The 18,995-nt window shown below is 70.2% G+C and carries 11 protein-coding genes and 2 rRNA genes (1 of these 13 cut by a window edge); 3 read left to right on the plus strand and 10 right to left on the minus strand.

Features of this window, described 5'->3' with window-relative positions:
- Window positions 1-4: 4 nt before the first annotated feature.
- Window positions 5-2,008 (minus strand): TIGR03960 family B12-binding radical SAM protein, encoded by a 2,004-nt coding sequence (locus O7623_RS11830; RefSeq protein WP_282228662.1) that lies wholly within the window; start codon window positions 2,006-2,008, stop codon window positions 5-7.
- Window positions 2,009-2,175: 167 nt separating this feature from the next.
- On the opposite strand from O7623_RS11830, the gene O7623_RS11835 reads away from it, so the two are divergent.
- Window positions 2,176-3,480 carry a hypothetical protein gene (locus tag O7623_RS11835; protein ID WP_282228663.1) on the plus strand — a complete coding sequence of 435 codons (1,305 nt, stop codon included), beginning with the start codon at window positions 2,176-2,178 and terminating at the stop codon, window positions 3,478-3,480.
- Window positions 3,481-3,494: 14 nt separating this feature from the next.
- Here O7623_RS11835 and O7623_RS11840 read toward each other — a convergent pair whose 3' ends face one another.
- The 4 genes from O7623_RS11840 to ndk form a co-directional block, all read right to left on the minus strand.
- Complete coding sequence (locus O7623_RS11840) at window positions 3,495-4,187, minus strand: lysophospholipid acyltransferase family protein (protein WP_282228664.1); 693 nt, start codon at window positions 4,185-4,187, stop codon at window positions 3,495-3,497.
- A 75-nt stretch (window positions 4,188-4,262) separates the two neighbouring features.
- Window positions 4,263-7,442, minus strand: a complete 3,180-nt coding sequence (ileS, locus tag O7623_RS11845; protein ID WP_282229390.1) for an isoleucine--tRNA ligase — start codon at window positions 7,440-7,442, stop codon at window positions 4,263-4,265.
- 330 nt (window positions 7,443-7,772) lie between these two features.
- The gene (locus tag O7623_RS11850) at window positions 7,773-9,359 is read right to left on the minus strand and encodes an alkaline phosphatase D family protein (protein WP_282228665.1); all 1,587 of its coding nucleotides are present in this window, start codon (window positions 9,357-9,359) and stop codon (window positions 7,773-7,775) included.
- A gap of 146 nt (window positions 9,360-9,505) precedes the next feature.
- A complete protein-coding gene (ndk, locus tag O7623_RS11855) occupies window positions 9,506-9,931 on the minus strand; it encodes a nucleoside-diphosphate kinase (protein WP_282228666.1) in 426 nt (141 codons plus the stop codon).
- A gap of 283 nt (window positions 9,932-10,214) precedes the next feature.
- On the opposite strand from ndk, the gene O7623_RS11860 reads away from it, so the two are divergent.
- On the plus strand, window positions 10,215-11,750 hold the full coding sequence (locus O7623_RS11860) for a VOC family protein (protein ID WP_282228667.1): 1,536 nt from the start codon (window positions 10,215-10,217) through the stop codon (window positions 11,748-11,750).
- On the opposite strand, the gene O7623_RS11865 is transcribed toward O7623_RS11860, so the two are convergent.
- Genes O7623_RS11865 through O7623_RS11875 form a run of 3 tightly spaced genes read right to left on the minus strand, consistent with a single transcriptional unit; the run spans window position 11,673 to window position 16,050 of the window.
- Window positions 11,673-12,017, minus strand: coding sequence for a DUF4233 domain-containing protein (locus tag O7623_RS11865; protein WP_282228668.1), 345 nt, complete (start codon window positions 12,015-12,017; stop codon window positions 11,673-11,675). The genes O7623_RS11860 and O7623_RS11865 overlap by 78 nt on opposite strands.
- Window positions 12,014-13,396: a folylpolyglutamate synthase/dihydrofolate synthase family protein gene (locus tag O7623_RS11870; protein WP_282228669.1), complete on the minus strand. Its 1,383-nt coding sequence runs from the start codon at window positions 13,394-13,396 to the stop codon at window positions 12,014-12,016. The genes O7623_RS11865 and O7623_RS11870 overlap by 4 nt, the downstream gene beginning before the upstream one ends.
- Window positions 13,393-16,050: a valine--tRNA ligase gene (locus O7623_RS11875; protein ID WP_282228670.1), complete on the minus strand. Its 2,658-nt coding sequence runs from the start codon at window positions 16,048-16,050 to the stop codon at window positions 13,393-13,395. The genes O7623_RS11870 and O7623_RS11875 overlap by 4 nt, the downstream gene beginning before the upstream one ends.
- A gap of 77 nt (window positions 16,051-16,127) precedes the next feature.
- Between O7623_RS11875 and O7623_RS11880 the strand changes: the two genes are divergently transcribed.
- Window positions 16,128-16,811 (plus strand): hypothetical protein, encoded by a 684-nt coding sequence (locus tag O7623_RS11880; protein WP_282228671.1) that lies wholly within the window; start codon window positions 16,128-16,130, stop codon window positions 16,809-16,811.
- Between the two features lie 124 nt (window positions 16,812-16,935).
- On the opposite strand, the gene rrf is transcribed toward O7623_RS11880, so the two are convergent.
- Both rrf and O7623_RS11890 read right to left on the minus strand, forming a co-directional pair.
- Window positions 16,936-17,052, minus strand: a 5S ribosomal RNA gene (gene rrf, locus O7623_RS11885).
- Between the two features lie 77 nt (window positions 17,053-17,129).
- A 23S ribosomal RNA gene (locus O7623_RS11890) occupies window positions 17,130-18,995 on the minus strand; it runs 1,239 nt beyond the window's last position.

Raw genomic sequence — 18,995 nt, forward strand, 5'->3', positions numbered from 1 at the left:
CCAGTCAGCCCGCTGCCGGGGCCCGGAGACCGGTGTTCACCGGCGTCAGGGGCAGCAGTTTCTGCCCGGTCGGGCCGATCTGGATCTCGGTGTCCATCGACGGGCACACCCCGCAGTCGAAGCAGGGGGTCCACCGGCAGTCGTCCTGCTCGTACTCACTCATCGCGTCCTGCCAGTCCTGCCAAAGCCAGTCCTTGTCCAGCCCGGAGTCCAGGTGGTCCCACGGCAGCACCTCGGTGGCGTCCCGCTCCCGGACCGTGTACCAGTCCAGGTCGACCCCGTACGCCGGCAGCGTCTCGGCGGCCGCGTCGACCCACCGCTGGTACGAGAAGTGCTCGCTCCAGCCGTCGAACCGGCCGCCGGACTCCCAGACCCGGCGAATGACCGCGCCGACCCGCCGGTCGCCCCGCGACAGCAGGCCCTCGATCAGCGACGGTTCGCCGTCGTGGTAGCGCAGACCGATCGCCCGGCCGAGCGCGCGGTCAGCGTTGATCGCCTGCTTGAGCAGGCGCAGCCGATTGTCGATCACCTCCGGGCGCTGCATCGACGCCCACTGGAACGGGGTGTGCGGCTTGGGCACGAACCCGCCGATCGACACGGTGCAGCGGATGTCCTTCGACCCGGTCGCCGCCCGCCCAGCCTTGATCACCTCGTGGGCGAGGCGGGCGATCTGCAGCACGTCCTCGTCGGTCTCGGTGGGCAGCCCGCACATGAAGTAGAGCTTCACCTGACGCCAGCCGTTGGTGTACGCGGTCACCACCGTACGGATCAGGTCCTCCTCGGAGACCATCTTGTTGATGACCCGCCGGATCCGCTCCGAGCCGCCCTCCGGAGCGAAGGTCAGCCCGGTGCGACGGCCGTTGCGGGACAACTCCTGGGCCAGGTCGATGTTGAACGCGTCGACCCGGGTCGACGGCAACGACAGCGACACGTTCGTGCCGGCGTACTGCTCGGCCAGGCCGGAGCACATGTCACCGATCTCCGAGTGGTCGGCCGAGGAGAGCGAGAGCAGACCGACCTCGTGGAAACCGGAATACGCCAGCCCGTCGGCGACCATCTGGCCGACCGTGGTGATGGAGCGTTCCCGCACCGGACGGGTGATCATGCCGGCCTGGCAGAACCGGCAGCCGCGCGTACAGCCGCGGAAGATCTCCACCGCGTAGCGTTCGTGGACGGTCTCGGCCAGCGGCACGATCGGCTTCTTCGGGTACGGCCACGCGTCGAGGTCCATCGTGGTGCGCTTGTGCACCCGGAACGGCACGTCCGCCCGGTTCGGCACGACCCGCTGGATCCGCCCGTCCGGCAGGTAGTCCACGTCGTAGAAGCGCGGCACGTAGACGCTCTCCGTGCGGGCCAGCCGCAGCAGCAGCTCGTCGCGCCCGCCGGGCGACCCGTCGGCCTTCCACCGCCGGACGATCGCGGTGATCTCCAGGACGGCTTCCTCGCCGTCGCCGAGCACCGCCGCGTCGATGAAGTCGGCGATCGGCTCCGGGTTGAACGCCGCGTGTCCGCCGGCCAGCACCACCGGGTGCGCGTCGGTACGGTCGGCGGCCAGCAGCGGGATGCCCGCCAGGTCGATCGCGGTCAGCAGGTTCGTGTAGCCCAGCTCGGTGGCGAAGGAGACGCCGAACACGTCGAAGTCGGCGACCGGCCGGTGCGCATCGACGGTGAACTGCGGCACCTCGTGCTCACGCATCAGCCGTTCCAGGTCCGGCCAGACCGCGTACGTCCGCTCGGCCAGCACGTCCGGCTGCTCGTTGAGCACCTCGTAGAGGATCTGCACACCCTGATTGGGCAGGCCCACCTCGTAGGCGTCGGGATACATCAGCGCCCAGCGCACCACTGCGGCGTCCCAGTCCTTGGTCACCGCGCCCAGTTCGCCGCCGACGTACTGGATCGGCTTGCTGACCTGAGGCAGCAACGGCTCCAACCGGGGCCAGACCGACCGGGCAGGCGTCGGGGCCGCACCCGTGGTCGCCGTCGGGGCGGAGACCGCCGTGACACCCATCGAACCTCCTCCAAACCGCATCGGACGCCGGATCAACCACCCAGGGTACGCGTACCCGCTGCGGCACCGACCGGGCAACCGCAGGACCGGGGTCGGGCGGTACGCCAGTGCCGGCGTTCGCCACGCGGTACTAACCTCGAACGGGTCCGAGAGGAGATGCAACTGCGATGCGGCCGCCGCAACCGGACGAGGATCCCCGTACGGACCAGACGCCCGAGGTCGGCAGTCCACCGACCACGCCGTTGCCCGACAGTGTCCGCGCCGACGGCACCACCGGCGACGGCACCACCACCGATCGACCGACCGACGGCCGCACCGCCGTCGACCGCACCGCCGTCGAGCGCACCCGGGGCGACGAACCGCCGACGTCGCCCGCGCCGTGGCGTGGCGCGGCGCAGGTCCCGCCGCCCCGACCGAAGCAGCGCTGGTGGCAGCGCGACCAGGCCCCGGCCGGCCCGCCACCGCCCCGGGATCCGACGCTGCTCCTACCGGCGGGTGAACTGCCGTCCGACGACCCGGAGACCCGGACCCCGGTGGACCCGTGGGCCGGTGCCGACCCGTGGCCGGTCACCCATCCCGGCGGTACGCCTGACGACTGGGCGGCGACCGGCCACCCGCCACCGAACCACCAGCAGCCGCCCGCTCCCCAGCAGCCGCCGAGTCACCCGCAGCCGCCGAGTCACCCGCAGGCCGAGCAGCAGCAGCCCCGCCCGCCGCAGGCACCGCCGCCGCAGGTCCGGCAGACACCACCGCCCCCACCGCAGGTGGCAGCGCCTGCGCCGTACACCGTGCCGCCGACCGGGCAACTGGCACGTCCCGCGCCGCGTCCGGCCCCGGCCGCCCGACCAGCCCCACCAGCCCCGCCACCACCTCCGGCACCGAAGGGTCCGCCACCGGCCGCCCGCCGGCCCCGGCGCCGTCGCCGCTGGCCGACGACGATGTCACTGTTGACGCTGCTGACGGTGGCCTGCTGCTGCGGCTGCCCCGCCTACTACGGCAAACCGCTGTGGGACCAGTATCCGGCCAGCCCCGCCCTACCCGGGCAGTTCGCCGACCTGCGGCTGAGCGACGACGGCGACAGCCAGGAGACGGTGGCCCGGCTGGAAGGCGAGATGCGCAGCGCCCATCTGCTGGCCGAGGAGACCTTCGCCGGGGTCTATCGGGACGGCAACGGAAAGCAGGTGGTGCTCTACGGCATCACCGGCTTCCGGATGACACCGGGCAGTGACCTCGACGACGAACTCGGCCGGATCGCCGACGAGTACCAACTGGGCACGGTCACCGTGTTCGACACCGACGACCGGGGCAGCCACCTCAACTGCGGCACGGGGCAGGTCGACGGCACCGACGTGGTGGTCTGTGTGTGGGCGGACCACGGCAGCCTCGGTACGGCGCTGTTCACCCGCCGCTCCGTCGAGGAGAGCGCCGAGCTGACCTACCGGCTGCGCGGCGACGCGATCAGCCGGCAGTGATCAACCGGCAGTGATCAACCGGCCGCCGCAGCACCGCCGGGAGCGGCCCGTGGCGGCGCGTAGCGGGGTACGTACTCCTGGCCGGTGAGTCGCTGGATCTCGCTCATCACCTCGTCGGTGATCCGGCGCATCTCGGACCGGTCGTCGCCCCGGCCGGTGAAGTCCAGCGGCTTACCGAACCGGAAGGTGATCCGGCCCGGCTTGAGCTTCGGCCAGAGCTGGCCGATCGGTTGGATCTCGTCGGTGCCGGAGATCCCCACCGGCACCACCGGCACCCCGGCGGCCAGGGCCAGCCGGGCCACCCCGGTCCGGCCCCGGTAGAGCCGGCCGTCGGGCGAGCGGGTCCCCTCCGGGAAGACCGCCACCTGCCGGCCGGCCCGCAGCAACGGGATCGCACCGTCGAACGCGCTCAACGCCGCCCGGCCGCCGCCGCGCTCCACCCGGATCGCGCCGAGGCCGGTCACCAGCCCCTTGGTCAGCAGCCCACGGAATCCCGTGCCGTCGAAGTACTCGGCCTTGGCCCAGAACGCCACGTGCCGGGGCAGTACCGCACCGAGGAAGTACTCGTCAGCGACGGACAGGTGGTTCGCGGCCAGGATCACCCCACCGGCCTTCGGGACGTTCTCCCAGCCTTCCACCTTGGGCCGCCAGCCCAGCAGCAGCGCGGGTCCGACAGTGAGCTTGCCGATCGAATACAGCGGCGGCACGGATCCTCCGGCGACGGGACAGGCGTGGGGTGGGTCGGACAGACACGGTAGCGGACGGGGTCACCACCCGCCCGGTCAGACCCGCTCCACCCGCACCGACACCGGCTCGCCGTCGCCGACCTCGCCGACGAACCCCGCCGACGGCGCGGCACCCTCGGCGGCCACCGGAGCGACCGTGACCTCGTCGGCGAGCACCTCGCCGGTGACGAAGTCGCGGTACGCCCGTACCGCCTCGGCGACGTCGTCGCTGGCCGCGACCGCGACCCGGATCCGGTCGGTGATCCGCAGGTCGGCGTCGCGCCGGGCCTGCTGGATCACCCGGACCAGGTCCCGGGCCAGGCCTTCGGCGGCCAGCTCCGGGGTGACCGTGATGTCCAGCACCACCACCCCCTGCCCGGCCGGCAACGGTGCCGAACTGTCCGGGTCGGCGGCGACCAGCTTCAGCTCGTACTCCCCCTCGGCCAGCCGGACCCCGGCGGCGACCGGCGCTCCGTCGTCGCCCAGCTCCCAGTCACCGGCCTTCACCGCCCTGATCACCGTCTGGACCTGGCCGCCCACCCGGGGTCCGAGGACCCGGGGCACCACGGTCAGCACCTGCTGGCAGTACGTCTGCACATCGTCGGTGAACTCGACCGCCTTGACGTTGACCTCATCGGCGACCAGGTCGGCGAACGGCCGCAGCCGCTCCGCCGCCGAGGTGGCCACGGTCAACGCCGGCAACGGCAGCCGCACCCGCAGGCCCCGTGCCTTGCGCAGCGACAGACCGGCCGAGCAGACCTCGCGGACCGCGTCCATCGCCGCCACCAGGTCGTGGTCGGCGGGGAACTCGGCCGCCGTCGGCCAGTCGGTCAGGTGCACCGACCGTTGCCCGGTCAGCCCACGCCAGATCTCCTCGCTGGTCAGCGGCGCCAGCGGCGCGACCACACGGGCCACGGTCTCCAGCACCGTGTAGAGCGTGTCGAAGGCGTCGGCGTCGCCGGACCAGAACCGGTCCCGGGACCGCCGTACGTACCAGTTGGTCAACGCGTCCAGATAGGTCCGCACGCTGGCGCAGGCACCGGAGATGTCGTAGCCGTCCATCTGCCGGGTGACCTCGTCGACCAGTTCACCGGTCTTGGCCAGCACGTACCGATCGAGCAGGTGGGTGCTGTCGGTCCGCCGGGTCGCGGTGTGGTCCTCCGCGTTGGCGTACAACGCGAAGAAGTACCAGACGTTCCACAGCGGCAGCAGCACCTGGCGGACCGCGTCGCGCACACCGCTCTCCACCACCGCCATGTCACCGCCACGCAGCACCGGCGACGCCATGAGCATCCAGCGCATCGCGTCCGAGCCGTAGGTGTCGAACACCTCGTACACGTCCGGGTAGTTGCGCAGGCTCTTGCTCATCTTGCGTCCGTCGGCGCCGAGCAGGATGCCGTGGCTGACGCAGGTACGGAACGCCGGCCGGTCGAACAGCGCCGTCGCCAGGACGTGCATGGTGTAGAACCAGCCCCGGGTCTGCCCGATGTACTCGACGATGAAGTCCCCCGGGTAGTGGTGCTCGAACCAGTCCCGGTTCTCGAACGGGTAGTGCACCTGGGCGAACGGCATCGACCCGGACTCGAACCAGCAGTCCAGTACCTCCGGCACCCGGCGCATCGTCGACCGGCCGGTCGGGTCGTCCGGGTTGGGCCGGGTCAGCTCGTCGATGGTGGGCCGGTGCAGGTCGGCCGGGCGCACGCCGAAGTCACGCTCCAGCTCCTCCAGCGAACCGTAGACGTCGATCCGGGGGTAGGCCGGGTCGTCGGACTTCCACACCGGGATCGGCGAGCCCCAGAACCGGTTACGGCTGATCGACCAGTCCCGGGCACCGGCCAGCCACTTGCCGAACGAGCCGTCCTTGACGTGCGCCGGCGACCACTCGATCTGCTGGTTCAGCTCCACCATCCGGTCCCGGAAGGTGGACACGGCCACGAACCACGACGACACCGCCTTGTAGACCAGCGGCGTGTCGCAGCGCCAGCAGTGCGGGTACGAGTGGGTGTAGGTGTCGTGGCGCACCAGCACACCCCGCTCCCGCAGCTCGCGGATGATCGGCTTGTTCGTGTCGAACACCTGCTCGCCGGCGTACGGCGGGACCAGCGCGGTGAACCGGGTGTGGTCGTCGACGGTGACGATCGTCGGGATGCCGGCGGCGGTGCAGACGTTCTGGTCGTCCTCACCGAACGCCGGGGCCATGTGCACCACCCCGGTACCGTCCTCGGTGGTGACGAAGTCCGCGCCGAGCACCTGGTAGGCATTCGGGCCGGCCTGGTCGACCAGGAAATCGAACAGCGGAGTGTAGCGGCGGCCGACCAGGTCGGCCCCGCGTACCGTGCCGACCCGCTCGAAACCCTCCAGCTCCTTGGCGTACGCCTCGACCCGCGCCGCCCCGAGCAGGTACCGCTGCCCGTCACGCTGCAGCACCGCGTACTCGATGTCCGGGCCGACGGCGAGGGCCAGGTTCGACGGCAGCGTCCACGGCGTGGTGGTCCACACCCCGATCCGCTCCGCAGGCCCGCCGGGCTGCGCCGGGGCCAGCTCGAACCAGACGGTGACGCTGGGGTCCTGGCGGTCGCGGTAGACGTCGTCCATCCGGGTCTCGGTGTTGCTCAGCGGCGTCTCGCACCGCCAGCAGTACGCCAGCACCCGGAAGCCCTCGTAGATCAGGCCCTTGTCGTGCAGGGCCTTGAAGGCCCACATGACGCTCTCCATGTAGTCCAGGTCGAGCGTCTTGTAGTCGTTTGCGAAGTCGACCCAGCGGGCCTGGCGGGTGACGTAGCGCTCCCAGTCCTGGGTGTAGGTCAGCACCGAGCTGCGGCACACCTCGTTGAAGCGTTCCATGCCCAGCTCGACGATCTCCGCCTTGGTGGAGATGCCGAGCTGGCGTTCGGCTTCGACCTCGGCGGGCAGCCCGTGGCAGTCCCACCCGAACCGCCGTTCGACCCGCCGACCCCGCATCGTCTGGTAGCGCGGCACCACGTCCTTGACGTAGCCGGTGAACAGGTGGCCGTAGTGCGGCAGCCCGTTGGCGAACGGCGGGCCGTCGTAGAAGACGTACTCGTTGGCACCGTTCGGGCCTGGGTCGCGCTGGTCGACGCTGGCCTCGAAGGTCTTGTCCGCCGCCCAGTACTCCAGGACCCGGCGTTCCACCGCCGGCAGGTCCGGGCTGGCCGGCACGCCGGTCGCGGCCCGGTCGCCGCTGCCGTCGGACGCCCCGGTGACGGGGCCGCTCATCGGGTACGCCATGGTGGTCGTTCTCCTCGCGCAGCTCACTGTCGTCGTGGTCTGCGAGGACGAACCCGCCGGGAAGGCGTCCGGCCGCCGGCCGGACGCCGCCCACGATGGGCCGCGGTACCACCTCGCTTGACGGTCGAGTGATCGACCGCCCGCTCGTCGGCCGGCTGTGACGGGCCGGACCCGCCCGGTTCTACTGCGGCCGCCGGATCGACGGCCGGTTCTTCCGGGGGCTCGCCGGTGATGGCCGGGTCGTCGCCTGATGACACCAAGCGTAGCGGACCGCGCCAGCCGTTTCCGCCGCCCCCGCCCCCCGTGGCGGGGTACGGTTCAGCGGTCGGCCGCCGGCAGGGTGGTCGACCAGAGCGAGGCACCGTCACGGTCGCGCAGGTGCACGGTCAGCGCCCCCGACGCCCCGTCGATGTGCACCTCACCGAAGTGCTGGAAACCTTCCGCCGGGGAGGTGTTGGCGCGCGGCGGGGCGTGCACGAACACCGCCTGCGGGCCGAAGGTGCCGTCCAGGGTGTTCGGGCCGAACCCGCCGGCGTGCGCCGGCCCGGAGACGAACTCCCAGAACGGACTGAAGTCGCCGACCGCGGCCCGCGCCGGGTCGTAGTGGTGCGCGGCCGTGTAGTGCACGTCGGCGGTGAGGAACACGATGCCGGTGACCCCGGCCCGGTGTGCCGCGCCGAGGATCTCGGCGAACTCCAGTTCCCGGCCGGCCGGCGCGCCGTCGTCGCCCTGCGCGATCCCTTCCTGGGCAGCGGCGCCGTCCGGCACGATCAGCCCCAGTGGCAGGTCGTTGGCGATGACCTTCCAGGTCGCGGTGGACCGCTTCAGCTCCCGGATCAGCCAGGCCCGCTGCTGCGCGCCGAGCAGCCCACGACGCGGGTCGGCGTAGGTGTTGCCGTCGTTGGGGTCCTTGTAGGTGCGCATGTCCAGCAGGAACACGTCCAGCAGCGGCCCGTGCGACACCACCCGGTACAGCGGACCGTCGCCCGGCGTGGGCAGCCACTCGTGGAACGCCTGTGCGGCGCGGGCGGCGAGCACGTCGACCCGGGTCTCGGTGTACCGGGCATCGGTGAGGATCTCCCCCGGGTACCAGTTGTTGGTGACCTCGTGGTCGTCCCACTGGTTGAGCTGCGGCACCTGTGCGGCGAACGCCCGCAGGTGCCGGTCCAGCAGGTTGTAGGCGAACTGGCCACGGAACTCGGTGAGCGTCTCGGCGACCTTGGACTTCTCCGGAGTGACCAGGTTGCGCCACACCCGTCCGTCGGGCAGGGTGACCGTCTCGGCGAGCGGGTTGTCGGCGTACACGGTGTCGCCGCTGCACAGGAAGAAGTCCGGCGCGCACCGGCTCATCGCCTCGAAGATCCGCATGCCGCCGAACTCGTCGCTGATCCCCCAGCCCTGGCCGGCGATGTCACCGGTCCACACGAACCGCACGTCGGCGCGGTGGCGTCGGCCCGGCCGGGTGGGTGGGCCGGTCACCAGGGAACCGGTCAGTGGTTCGCTGGCAAGTCCCGGCCGGTCCAGGCTCGTGACCCGTACCCGGTAGTGCAGTCGCTCGCCCGCCGGTAGCCCGCGCAGCCGCAGTTTGCCGGTGAAGTCGCCACCGGCGTCCAGCACCGGGCCGGGAACCAGCCGGGCGTCCCGCAGGTCGGGTCGGCGGCCGATCTCCACGACGAGCCGGCCCGGCCGGTCGGCGCGGGTCCAGATGACCGACTGCCCGGGGCCGACGACGCCGCTCTGCACGCCGTGGGTCAGCACCGGCCGGCCGCTGGGCCGCCAGGCCGGCGCACCCGGTCGGCCGGCACCGGCGGCCGCGCCGGGCCCGCCGAGCAGCGCGCCGCCGGCGAGTCCGGCGCCGACGGCCAGGCCGGCCCGCAGCGCGGTACGACGATCAACGAAGTCCATCGAAGCTCCTCCTGGGGCAAACTGATGTGGCCCCTGAGATCTATCGATGGAACATAACGGCAGACACCGGATGAGATGGCCGCCGGACGACGCCGACACGAACGCCCGACCGGACCTGCGGACCTGCCCGGCTCGGCCACGACCGGTCAGGCCAGGTCGGCGAACCAGAGTTTGATCTCCCGGGCCGCGCTCTCCGGGGAGTCCGAGGCGTGCACCAGGTTCTCCCGGTTGGACAGCGCCAGGTCGCCACGGATGGTGCCGGCCGCCGCCTTCCGGCCGTCGGTCGACCCGATGAGCCCCCGGACGACGTCGATCGCCTGGTCCCCGGCGAGCACCAGAGCGACCAGCGGACCCCCGGTCATGAACTCCTTCAGCGGCGGGTAGAACGGCTTGTCCACATGGTCGGCGTAGTGGGCGTCGGCCAGCTCCTCGTCCATTTCCCGCAGCGTCAGGGTCACCACCCGCAGACCCTTGCGCTCGAACCGGCCGAGGATCTCACCGACCAGGCCGCGTCGGACCGCGTCCGGCTTGATCAGGACAAGGGTACGTTGCACCTCGGTGGGGCTGGACACGCTGACTCCTCCTCGACGGACCGCGACGGCGGGCCACGGCGACGCCGCCCGGTGCGGGACCTGGCGCTGTCAGCCTAGTGGGTGGCGGGTACGCCCCGGCCGGCTTGCCCACAATGCCGCCGCCCGGGCGCCAGGCGGCACAGCCGACACCGGCGGTACGCCCACTGACGGCGCGCCACGACGCAGGCGGATCGGGCGGGTCGACGGACGGCGCGGCATGATGGAGACTCTTCCATCCGCGCCGCGCCCGGCCTAGCCTGGCCATAACGCAGGGAGGTCTACTGTGGCGAACGGCCGTCGACCGGTTTCCACCGCCCGCAAACTCGTCGCGGCGGTGCTCGGCACCCTCGCCACGTTCATCATCCTGTTCGGTGCCGGCATGACGAGCTGGGCGATCGCCGCGCTCGGCGTGGCGCTGCTGGTGCTCGCCATCAGCCTGGTGCTGATCACCGCCTTTCCGGGCGCGGAACGGGCCTGGGTCGCCGGGATCGCCCACGTCCGCAGCGTCTCCGAACCACCGGCGTCGTCCACCTACGGCCGCTGCGAGCTGCAGATCCTGGTCGACGCTCCCGGGGTGCCGCCGCGCTCGGTCAAGATCCGCGATCCGCGGGTGCCGGTGGCCAAGTGGCCCGATCCCGGCGCCACCTTGCCGATCATGGTGGCGATCGACGACCAACGGCATGTACGGATCATGTGGGACGACGTCCTCACCCACGCGGAGGCCGCCGCCCAACCCACCGATCTGCCGCCGGAGTTCGACGAGCCCGAGTTCGACCTCGTCGGCGACGACCTGGTGACCGACGACGACCTGCTCGACGGCGACGACCAGCCGCCCTGGGCCCGGCCGGGTCACGACGACGACGACGACCGTTTCGCCGACCCCGACGATCTACCCGTCGCCGAGGCACCGCTGCGGGACGCCGACGACCGCAGGCCGCCCGAGAGCAGACGGGACCCGGCGGAGAACCCGCGGCCGGACTTCACCCGGCCCGACTTCGACCCGGACGTCGAGGCACCCACCCCCCGACCAGGAGAACCCCGACCCGGTGACACCGTCGTGGTGAGCCAGACACCCGGCGGCCCGATCGTGCTGGAAGGCACCCTGGTCGACCCGCCGCCGGTGCCGCTGCCCCGACGCCCCAGGCCCACACCGCACGGCGCTGCCGGCCCGGAGCAGACACCGACGGCCGGCAGCGGCGCCACGGCGGCCACCGATCCGGCACGCGCCGACACCCGGCCGGAAACCACCGTCGGTACGGCCGCCACCGGCACCGCCCTGGCCGATCCACCGACCGACCCGGACCTGACCGGCGACATCGACATCGACGGGCCCGACACACCACCGGCCGACCCCGACGACGACCCCGGTCCGATCCACGGCGTCGGACTCACCCTGCTCGTCGCCGACCTGGACCGTTCGGTCGCCTTCTACCGCGACGTGCTCGGTTTCTTCGAGATCGACGGCGGCGACGGCAACGCGGTGCTCGCCTCCGGGCAGACCCGACTCGTGCTGCGGTCGATCCCCGAGGTCGCCCCGGTCAACCGCCGACTCATGCACCTCAACCTCGAAGTCGACGACCTGCAGCGGGTCCATGACGAACTCAAGTCCAAAGGCGTACGGTTCACCTACGCACCACGCGCGGTCAACCGTGGTGCCCGGCTGGAGCTGTGGGCCGCAGCGTTCCGTGACCCGGACGGCCACGGCATCGCCATCATCGAATGGCGGGAACGCCAGCGCGGGTCAGCTGAGGATGACCCGACGGACGTGCCAGACGTACGCCCAGACGGCGGCGAACACCAGGCCCACCCCCAGCAGTGACCAGTGCAGCAGGCCGGCCAGCAGCACCGCCGCCTGCAGCACGGTCCCGGCATGCCAGGCCCACCCGTACCGCAGCAGACCGGCGACGACGACCGCCGCCACCGCCAGGGCCGCGCTGACCGCCATCGCCGCCGCGCCGACACCGTCGCCCAGCATCCGGATCGGTTGGATCGCCAGCACCAGGACCAGTGCCTCCAGCCCGAGGGTCGCCGCCCCCAGCCCCCGGGCGGCCGCCGCCGGATTACGCAACCCCGACCGGCGCGTCATCGGGTCAGCAGCCGGCGGGCGTCGGCGACGGTCACCACCGAACCGGTGATCAGTACGCCGACCCCGCTGAGCTCACCGTCGACATCCTCCTCGGCGAGCACCACCGCCGCCTCGATCGCGTCGGGCATGTCCGCCGCCACCCGCACCCGGTCCACTCCGAACGCCTCCACGGCGAGACCAGCCAGCTGCCCCACCGGCATCGCCCTCGGAGACGAATTGCCGGTCACCACCACCGCGTCGGCGACCGGCTCCAACAGGTCGAGCAGGGCCTCGGCGTCCTTGTCGGCGAGCACCGCGAGCACCACGACCAGCCGGCGGAACGCGAACTCCTCCTGCAGGGCGGTGACCGTCGCCGCCATCCCGTGCGGGTTGTGCGCCCCGTCGAGCAGGATCGTCGGCGCACTGCGGACCCGTTCCAGCCGCCCCGGCGACGACACCGCCGCGAAGCCCTGCCGGACCGGCTCCGTGTCGAGCATCCGGCCCGGACCGGCACCGAGGAACGCCTCGACGGCCGCCAACGCCAGCGCCGCGTTCTGTGCCTGGTGGGCACCGTGCAACGGCAGGAAGATCTCGTCGTAGCGCCCGCCGAGCCCCTGCAGCGACAGCATCTGCCCGCCGACGGCGACCGCTCGGTGCGCGACGCCGAACTCGCCACCCTCCCGGGCGATGGTGGCCCCCACCTCGGCGCACCGCTGCAGGATCGGCTCCGCTGCCTCCGCCGGCTGCACCGCCGTCACCACCGTCGCACCGGCGTGCACGATCCCGGACTTCGCCAACGCGATGTCGGTCACGGTGTCGCCGAGCCACTCGGTATGGTCCAGGCCGATCGGGGTGATCACGCAGACGCCGGCGGAGAGCACGTTGGTGGCGTCCTCCGCGCCGCCGAGACCGACCTCGACGACAGCGACGTCGACCGGGGCGTCGGCGAACGTCGCGAACGCCAACGCCGTCGTCATGTCGAAGTAGGTCAACGGCTCCGGCGCCTGCTTGTCGACCAGCTCGGCCAGCGGGGCGACCTCCCGGTACGTGGCGACGAACCGGTCCTCGCTGACCGGCTCACCGTCCAGGCTGATCCGCTCCCGCACCGTCTCCAGGTGCGGGCTGGTGTACCGGCCGGTGTGCAGCCCGAACGCCCGCAGCAGCGAGTCGATCATCCGGGCGGTCGAGGTCTTGCCGTTGGTCCCGGTCAGGTGGATCGACGGGTACGCCCGCTGGGGGCTGCCCAGCAGGTCCAGCAGCTGCCCGATCCGGTCCAGGTCGAACACCATCCGGGTGAAGCCCCGGCCGTCGAGGGCCTGCTCGACCGCCGCGAACTCGCTGCCCGTACGGCCCGGCCGGGCCACGTCGTCGCCGGAGCGCTCCGGGCGCCGCGCCGTCATGACTGCCCGCCGTCACCAGCGGGCAACGCGGCGAGCGCGCCCGCTATCCGGGCCAGCTCCGCCTCGGCCACCGCCAACCGGGCGCGGATCTTCTCCACCACCGGTGCCGGCGCCTTGTCCACGAACGCGCTGTTGCCCAGCTTGGCCCGGCATTGCTGGGCCTCCCGCTCGGCGGCGGCGCGGTCCTTTTCCAACCGGGCCCGTTCGGCGGCCACGTCGATCGCCCCCCGGGTGTCGAACTCGACGGTGATCTGTGCGGTGACGGCCAGCTTCGCGGTCGCCGAGAAGTCCGCCGCCGGAGCGTCCAACCGGGTCAACGACCGGATCAGCGGCTCGTGCCCGCCGACGCCGGCGTCGGCCAGACCAGTGAGCCGGGCGCTGACCCGCTGGGTCGGCCGCAACCCCTGGTCGGAGCGGAACCGGCGCACCTCGGTCACCACCCGCTGCACCGCAGCCAACTCCGCCTCGGCCGCCGGGTCGTGCCAGGACCGGTCAGCGACCGGCCAGGTGGCGACCATCACGCTGCCGGCCTGGTCGGCGGCCCGCGACAACGCCAGCCACAGTTCGTCGGTCACGAACGGGATCACCGGGTGGAGCAGCCGCAGCAACTGGTCCAGCACGTGGCCCAGGACGCGGCGGGTCCGCTCGGCCGCCGGACCACCCGCCGCCAGCACCGGCTTGCTCAACTCGAGGTACCAGTCACAGACGTCGTCCCACGCGAAGTGGTACAGCGTGTCGCAGACCTTCGCCAACTCGTACGCCTCGAACTGCTCGTCCACCTGGGTGACCACCTGCTGCAACCGGGACAGAATCCACCGGTCGGTCATCCCCAGGTCGGCCCCGGCCGGCAACTGCCCGGTCAGATGCGCGCCGTTGAGCAGCGCGAACCGGGTGGCGTTCCACAGCTTGTTGCAGAAGTTCCGGGAACCCTGGCACCACTCCTCGCTGACCGGCACGTCGGCGCCCGGGTTGGCGCCCCGGACCAGGGTGAACCGGGTGGCGTCGGCACCGAAGCGTTCGATCCAGTCCAGCGGGTCGACCACGTTGCCGTACGACTTGGACATCTTCTTGCCGTACTGGTCGCGGACCATGCCGTGCAGGGCCACCACGTCGAAGGGCTGACGGCCGTCCATCGCGTACAGCCCGAACATCATCATCCGGGCCACCCAGAAGAAGAGGATGTCGTAGCCGGTCACCAGGACACTGGTCGGATAGAAGGTCCGCAGGTCGTCGGTCTGCTCCGGCCAGCCCAGCGTGGAGAACGGCCACAGCGCGCTGGAGAACCAGGTGTCGAGTACGTCCTCGTCCTGGCGCCAGCCCTCGCCGGTGGGCGGCTGCTCGTCCGGGCCGACGCAGACGACCTCGCCGGCCGGCCCGTACCAGACCGGGATCCGGTGGCCCCACCACAGCTGACGGGAGATGCACCAGTCGTGCATGTTGTCGACCCAGGCGAAATAGCGCCGGGCAAGCTCCGGCGGCTCCACCCTGGTCCGACCGTCGCGAACCGCGTCGCCGGCCGCTCTGGCCAGCGGACCGGTGTCGACGAACCACTGCAGCGACAGCCTCGGCTCGACCGTGGTCCGACACCGGGAGCAGTGCCCGACCGCGTGCACGTACGGCCGCTTCTCTGCCACGATGCGCCCGTCGGCGCGCAACGCGGCGACGATCGCCGGACGCGCCTCGAACCGGTCCAGCCCCTGGAACGGCCCCGCCGCGGTGACCACACCCCGCTCGTCGAGGATCGTCAGGCTGGGCAACTGGTGACGCTGACCGATCTCGAAGTCGTTGGGATCGTGCGCCGGAGTGACCTTCACCGCGCCGGTGCCGAACGCCGGGTCGACGTGCGCGTCGGCGACGATCGGGATCCGCCGGCCGGTCAACGGCAGTTCGACCTCGGTGCCGACCAGATGCCGGTAACGCTCGTCGTCCGGGTGCACGGCGACGGCGGTGTCGCCGAGCATCGTCTCGACCCGGGTGGTGGCCACCACGATCGACGCGTCGCCGTCGCCGTACCGGATGGAGACCAGCTCTCCCTCGTCGTCGCTGTGCTCCACCTCGATGTCGGACAACGCGGTGAGGCACCGGGGGCACCAGTTGATGATGCGTTCCGCCCGGTAGATGAGCCCGTCGTCGTAGAGCCGCTTGAAGATCGTCTGCACCGCACGGGACAGGCCCTCGTCCATGGTGAACCGCTCGCGGCCCCAGTCGACCGAGTCACCGAGCCGGCGCATCTGCCCGAGGATCGCCCCGCCGGACTCCGCCTTCCACTGCCAGACCCGCTCCACGAAACGTTCCCGGCCCAGGTCGTGCCGGGACAGCCCGTCGGCGGCCAGTTGGCGCTCGACGACGTTCTGCGTGGCGATCCCGGCGTGGTCCATGCCGGGCAGCCAGAGCACCTCGAAACCCTGCATGCGCTTCCGCCGGGTCAAGGTGTCCTGGATCGAGTGGTCCAGGGCGTGGCCGACATGCAGCGAGCCGGTGACGTTCGGCGGCGGGAGCACGATCGTGAACGGCGGTCTACCGCTGGTCGCGTCAGCCGTGAAATAGCCTTCGGCTACCCACCGCGCGTACCGTCGCTGTTCCACCTCACCAGGCTGGTACTGCGCCGGCAGGTCAGAGGCGTCGCTGGGGTGAGTCTGCGGAGTTTCGGTCACCCATCGAGTTTACGGAGCCGCCACACCCGAATTGACCCAGGCCCGTGCAGGCCGCCCCGGTGACGTACGGTGGCGCAATGGTCGACGACATCTTCGGCGGCCGGCGGGCGCACCAGGACCCCGTGCCGCTGGACGTCACCCCACCGGCACGCGACGCCGCCGGCGACGGTCCCGGCGACGGCTCCGACCGCCAACCACGGACCGGCCGTACCCGGCGGATCGTGATCGGTGCGGTGGTGGCCACCGGCCTGCTCGGCGCGGGCCTGTTCGGCTCCGCCACGCTGCGCATCCTGCAGCAGAAGGACGCCACCCTGGTGCCGACGCCGGAGGCCGCCGGACTGGTCCGCGACAACAGCACGTCGGCCCGCGACACCGCCGAGTACCTGCACAGCGCGTTCGCCGCCGGCATCGACCTGGACCGCAGCTCCGCCGTCGTCTACCGTGACCCGGCCGATCCGGACCGCAGCGTGCTGTTCTTCGGCGGCACCACGACGCTCTGGTCGCCGGAGCGGGACCTGGACACTCTCATCGGCCTGGTCGGCGACGAGGAGGGCGCCGTCTCCGGTCTGCGCGGCGTGCCCGCCGGCCGGTACGGCGGAGTGATGAAGTGTGGCAGTACGCCGGCCGACGCCGAGGAGATGCCGGTCTGCGGTTGGGCCGACCACGGCAGCATCGCCGTGGCGCTGTTCCCTGGCCGGACCGTGGACGAGGCTGCTGACCTGCTGCAGCGGCTACGGGACGACATCCAGCAGCGCGACTGAGAGTTCGGAACTTTCGGCAGCCGCTGCGGGCGCAGGCCAGGCAGTGTGGCGGCGCGAAGCAGACAACGCGGCCCTAGAAACACTTCAGGGCCACCCGATACGGGTGGCCCTAAAGTATGAAGATGTCCGGCGGTGACCTACTCTCCCACACCCTCACGAGTGCAGTACCATCGGCGCTGGAGAGCTTAGCTACCGGGTTCGGAATGTAACCGGGCGTTTCCCCTCCGCCATAACCGCCGTAACCCTAACAACAAACCAAACACACCCAACAGGGAATGCCCGTTTGCCCAGAATCACACAGTGGACGCGTACACCTTCGAAGTCAAGTCCTCGGCCTATTAGTACCGGTCAACTGAACCAGTTACCTGGCTTACATCTCCGGCCTATCAACCCAGTCATCTACTGGGAGCCTTACCCCATCAAGTGGGTGGGACACCTCATCTTGAAGCGAGCTTCCCGCTTAGATGCTTTCAGCGGTTATCCCTTCCGAACGTAGCCAACCAGCCGTGCCCCTGGCGGGACAACTGGCACACCAGAGGTTCGTCCGTCCCGGTCCTCTCGTACTAGGGACAGCCCTTCTCAAGTATCCTACGCGCGCGGCGGATAGGGACCGAACTGTCTCACGACGTTCTAAACCCAGCTCGCGTACCGCTTTAATGGGCGAACAGCCCAACCCTTGGGACCTGCTACAGCCCCAGGATGCGACGAGCCGACATCGAGGTGCCAAACCATCCCGTCGATATGGACTCTTGGGGAAGATCAGCCTGTTATCCCCGGGGTACCTTTTATCCGTTGAGCGACACCGCTTCCACACGCAAGTGCCGGATCACTAGTCCCGACTTTCGTCCCTGCTCGACCTGTCAGTCTCACAGTCAAGCTCCCTTGTGCACTTACACTCAACACCTGATTGCCAACCAGGATGAGGGAACCTTTGGGCGCCTCCGTTACTCTTTAGGAGGCAACCGCCCCAGTTAAACTACCCACCAGACACTGTCCCTGAACCGGATCACGGTCCGAAGTTAGAAACCCAAATCAACCAGAGTGGTATTTCAACAATGACTCCACCGATACTGGCGTACCAGCTTCACAGTCTCCCACCTATCCTACACAAGCTAATTCGAGTGCCAATGTCAAGCTATAGTAAAGGTCCCGGGGTCTTTCCGTCCTGCCGCGCGTAACGAGCATCTTTACTCGTACTGCAATTTCGCCGGGCCTGTGGTTGAGACAGTAGGAAAGTCGTTACGCCATTCGTGCAGGTCGGAACTTACCCGACAAGGAATTTCGCTACCTTAGGATGGTTATAGTTACCACCGCCGTTTACTGGCGCTTAAGTTCTCAGCTTCGCCCCGAAGAGCTAACCGGTCCCCTTAACGTTCCAGCACCGGGCAGGCGTCAGTCCATATACATCGAATTACTTCTTCGCATGGACCTGTGTTTTTAGTAAACAGTCGCTTTCCCCTGGTCTCTGCGGCCATACAACGCTCCACCCGCAAGGGGCTTCACGTCTCCGGCCCCCCTTCTCCCTAAGTTACGGGGGCAATTTGCCGAGTTCCTTAACCACAGTTCGCCCGATCGCCTCGGTATTCTCTACCTGACCACCTGTGTCGGTTTGGGGTACGGGCCGCTAGAAGCTCGCTAGAGGCTTTTCTCGGCAGCATAGGATCACTGACTTCACCTGAATCGGCTCGGCATCACGTCTCAGCCTCATGCACCACGGATTTACCTATGGCACGGCCTACACGCTTACCCCGGCACAACCACCGGCCGGGATCAGCTACCTTCCTGCGTCACCCCATCGCTTGACTACTACCCGCCAGGTTCCCGCGCTCCCTCAGATCAGTCCGAAAACCTCACCAAGTTCGGGCAGTTAGCACAACGAGGTTCATCATGGGCGCTCCTTCGCGGGTACGGGAATATCAACCCGTTGTCCATCGACTACGCCTCTCGGCCTCGCCTTAGGTCCCGACTCACCCAGGGCGGATTAGCCTGGCCCTGGAACCCTTGGTCATCCGGCGGAAGGGTTTCTCACCCTTCTTTCGCTACTCATGCCTGCATTCTCACTCGTGCCGCGTCCACAGCTGGGTCACCCCGCTGCTTCACCCCCGGCACGACGCTCCCCTACCCATCCACACACCTGCACCAACCCCCGAAAGGATCAGCGAAGTACACGCGTGAATGCCACAG

The organism is Solwaraspora sp. WMMD791, from assembly GCF_029581195.1.
GTDB lineage: Bacteria > Actinomycetota > Actinomycetes > Mycobacteriales > Micromonosporaceae > Micromonospora_E.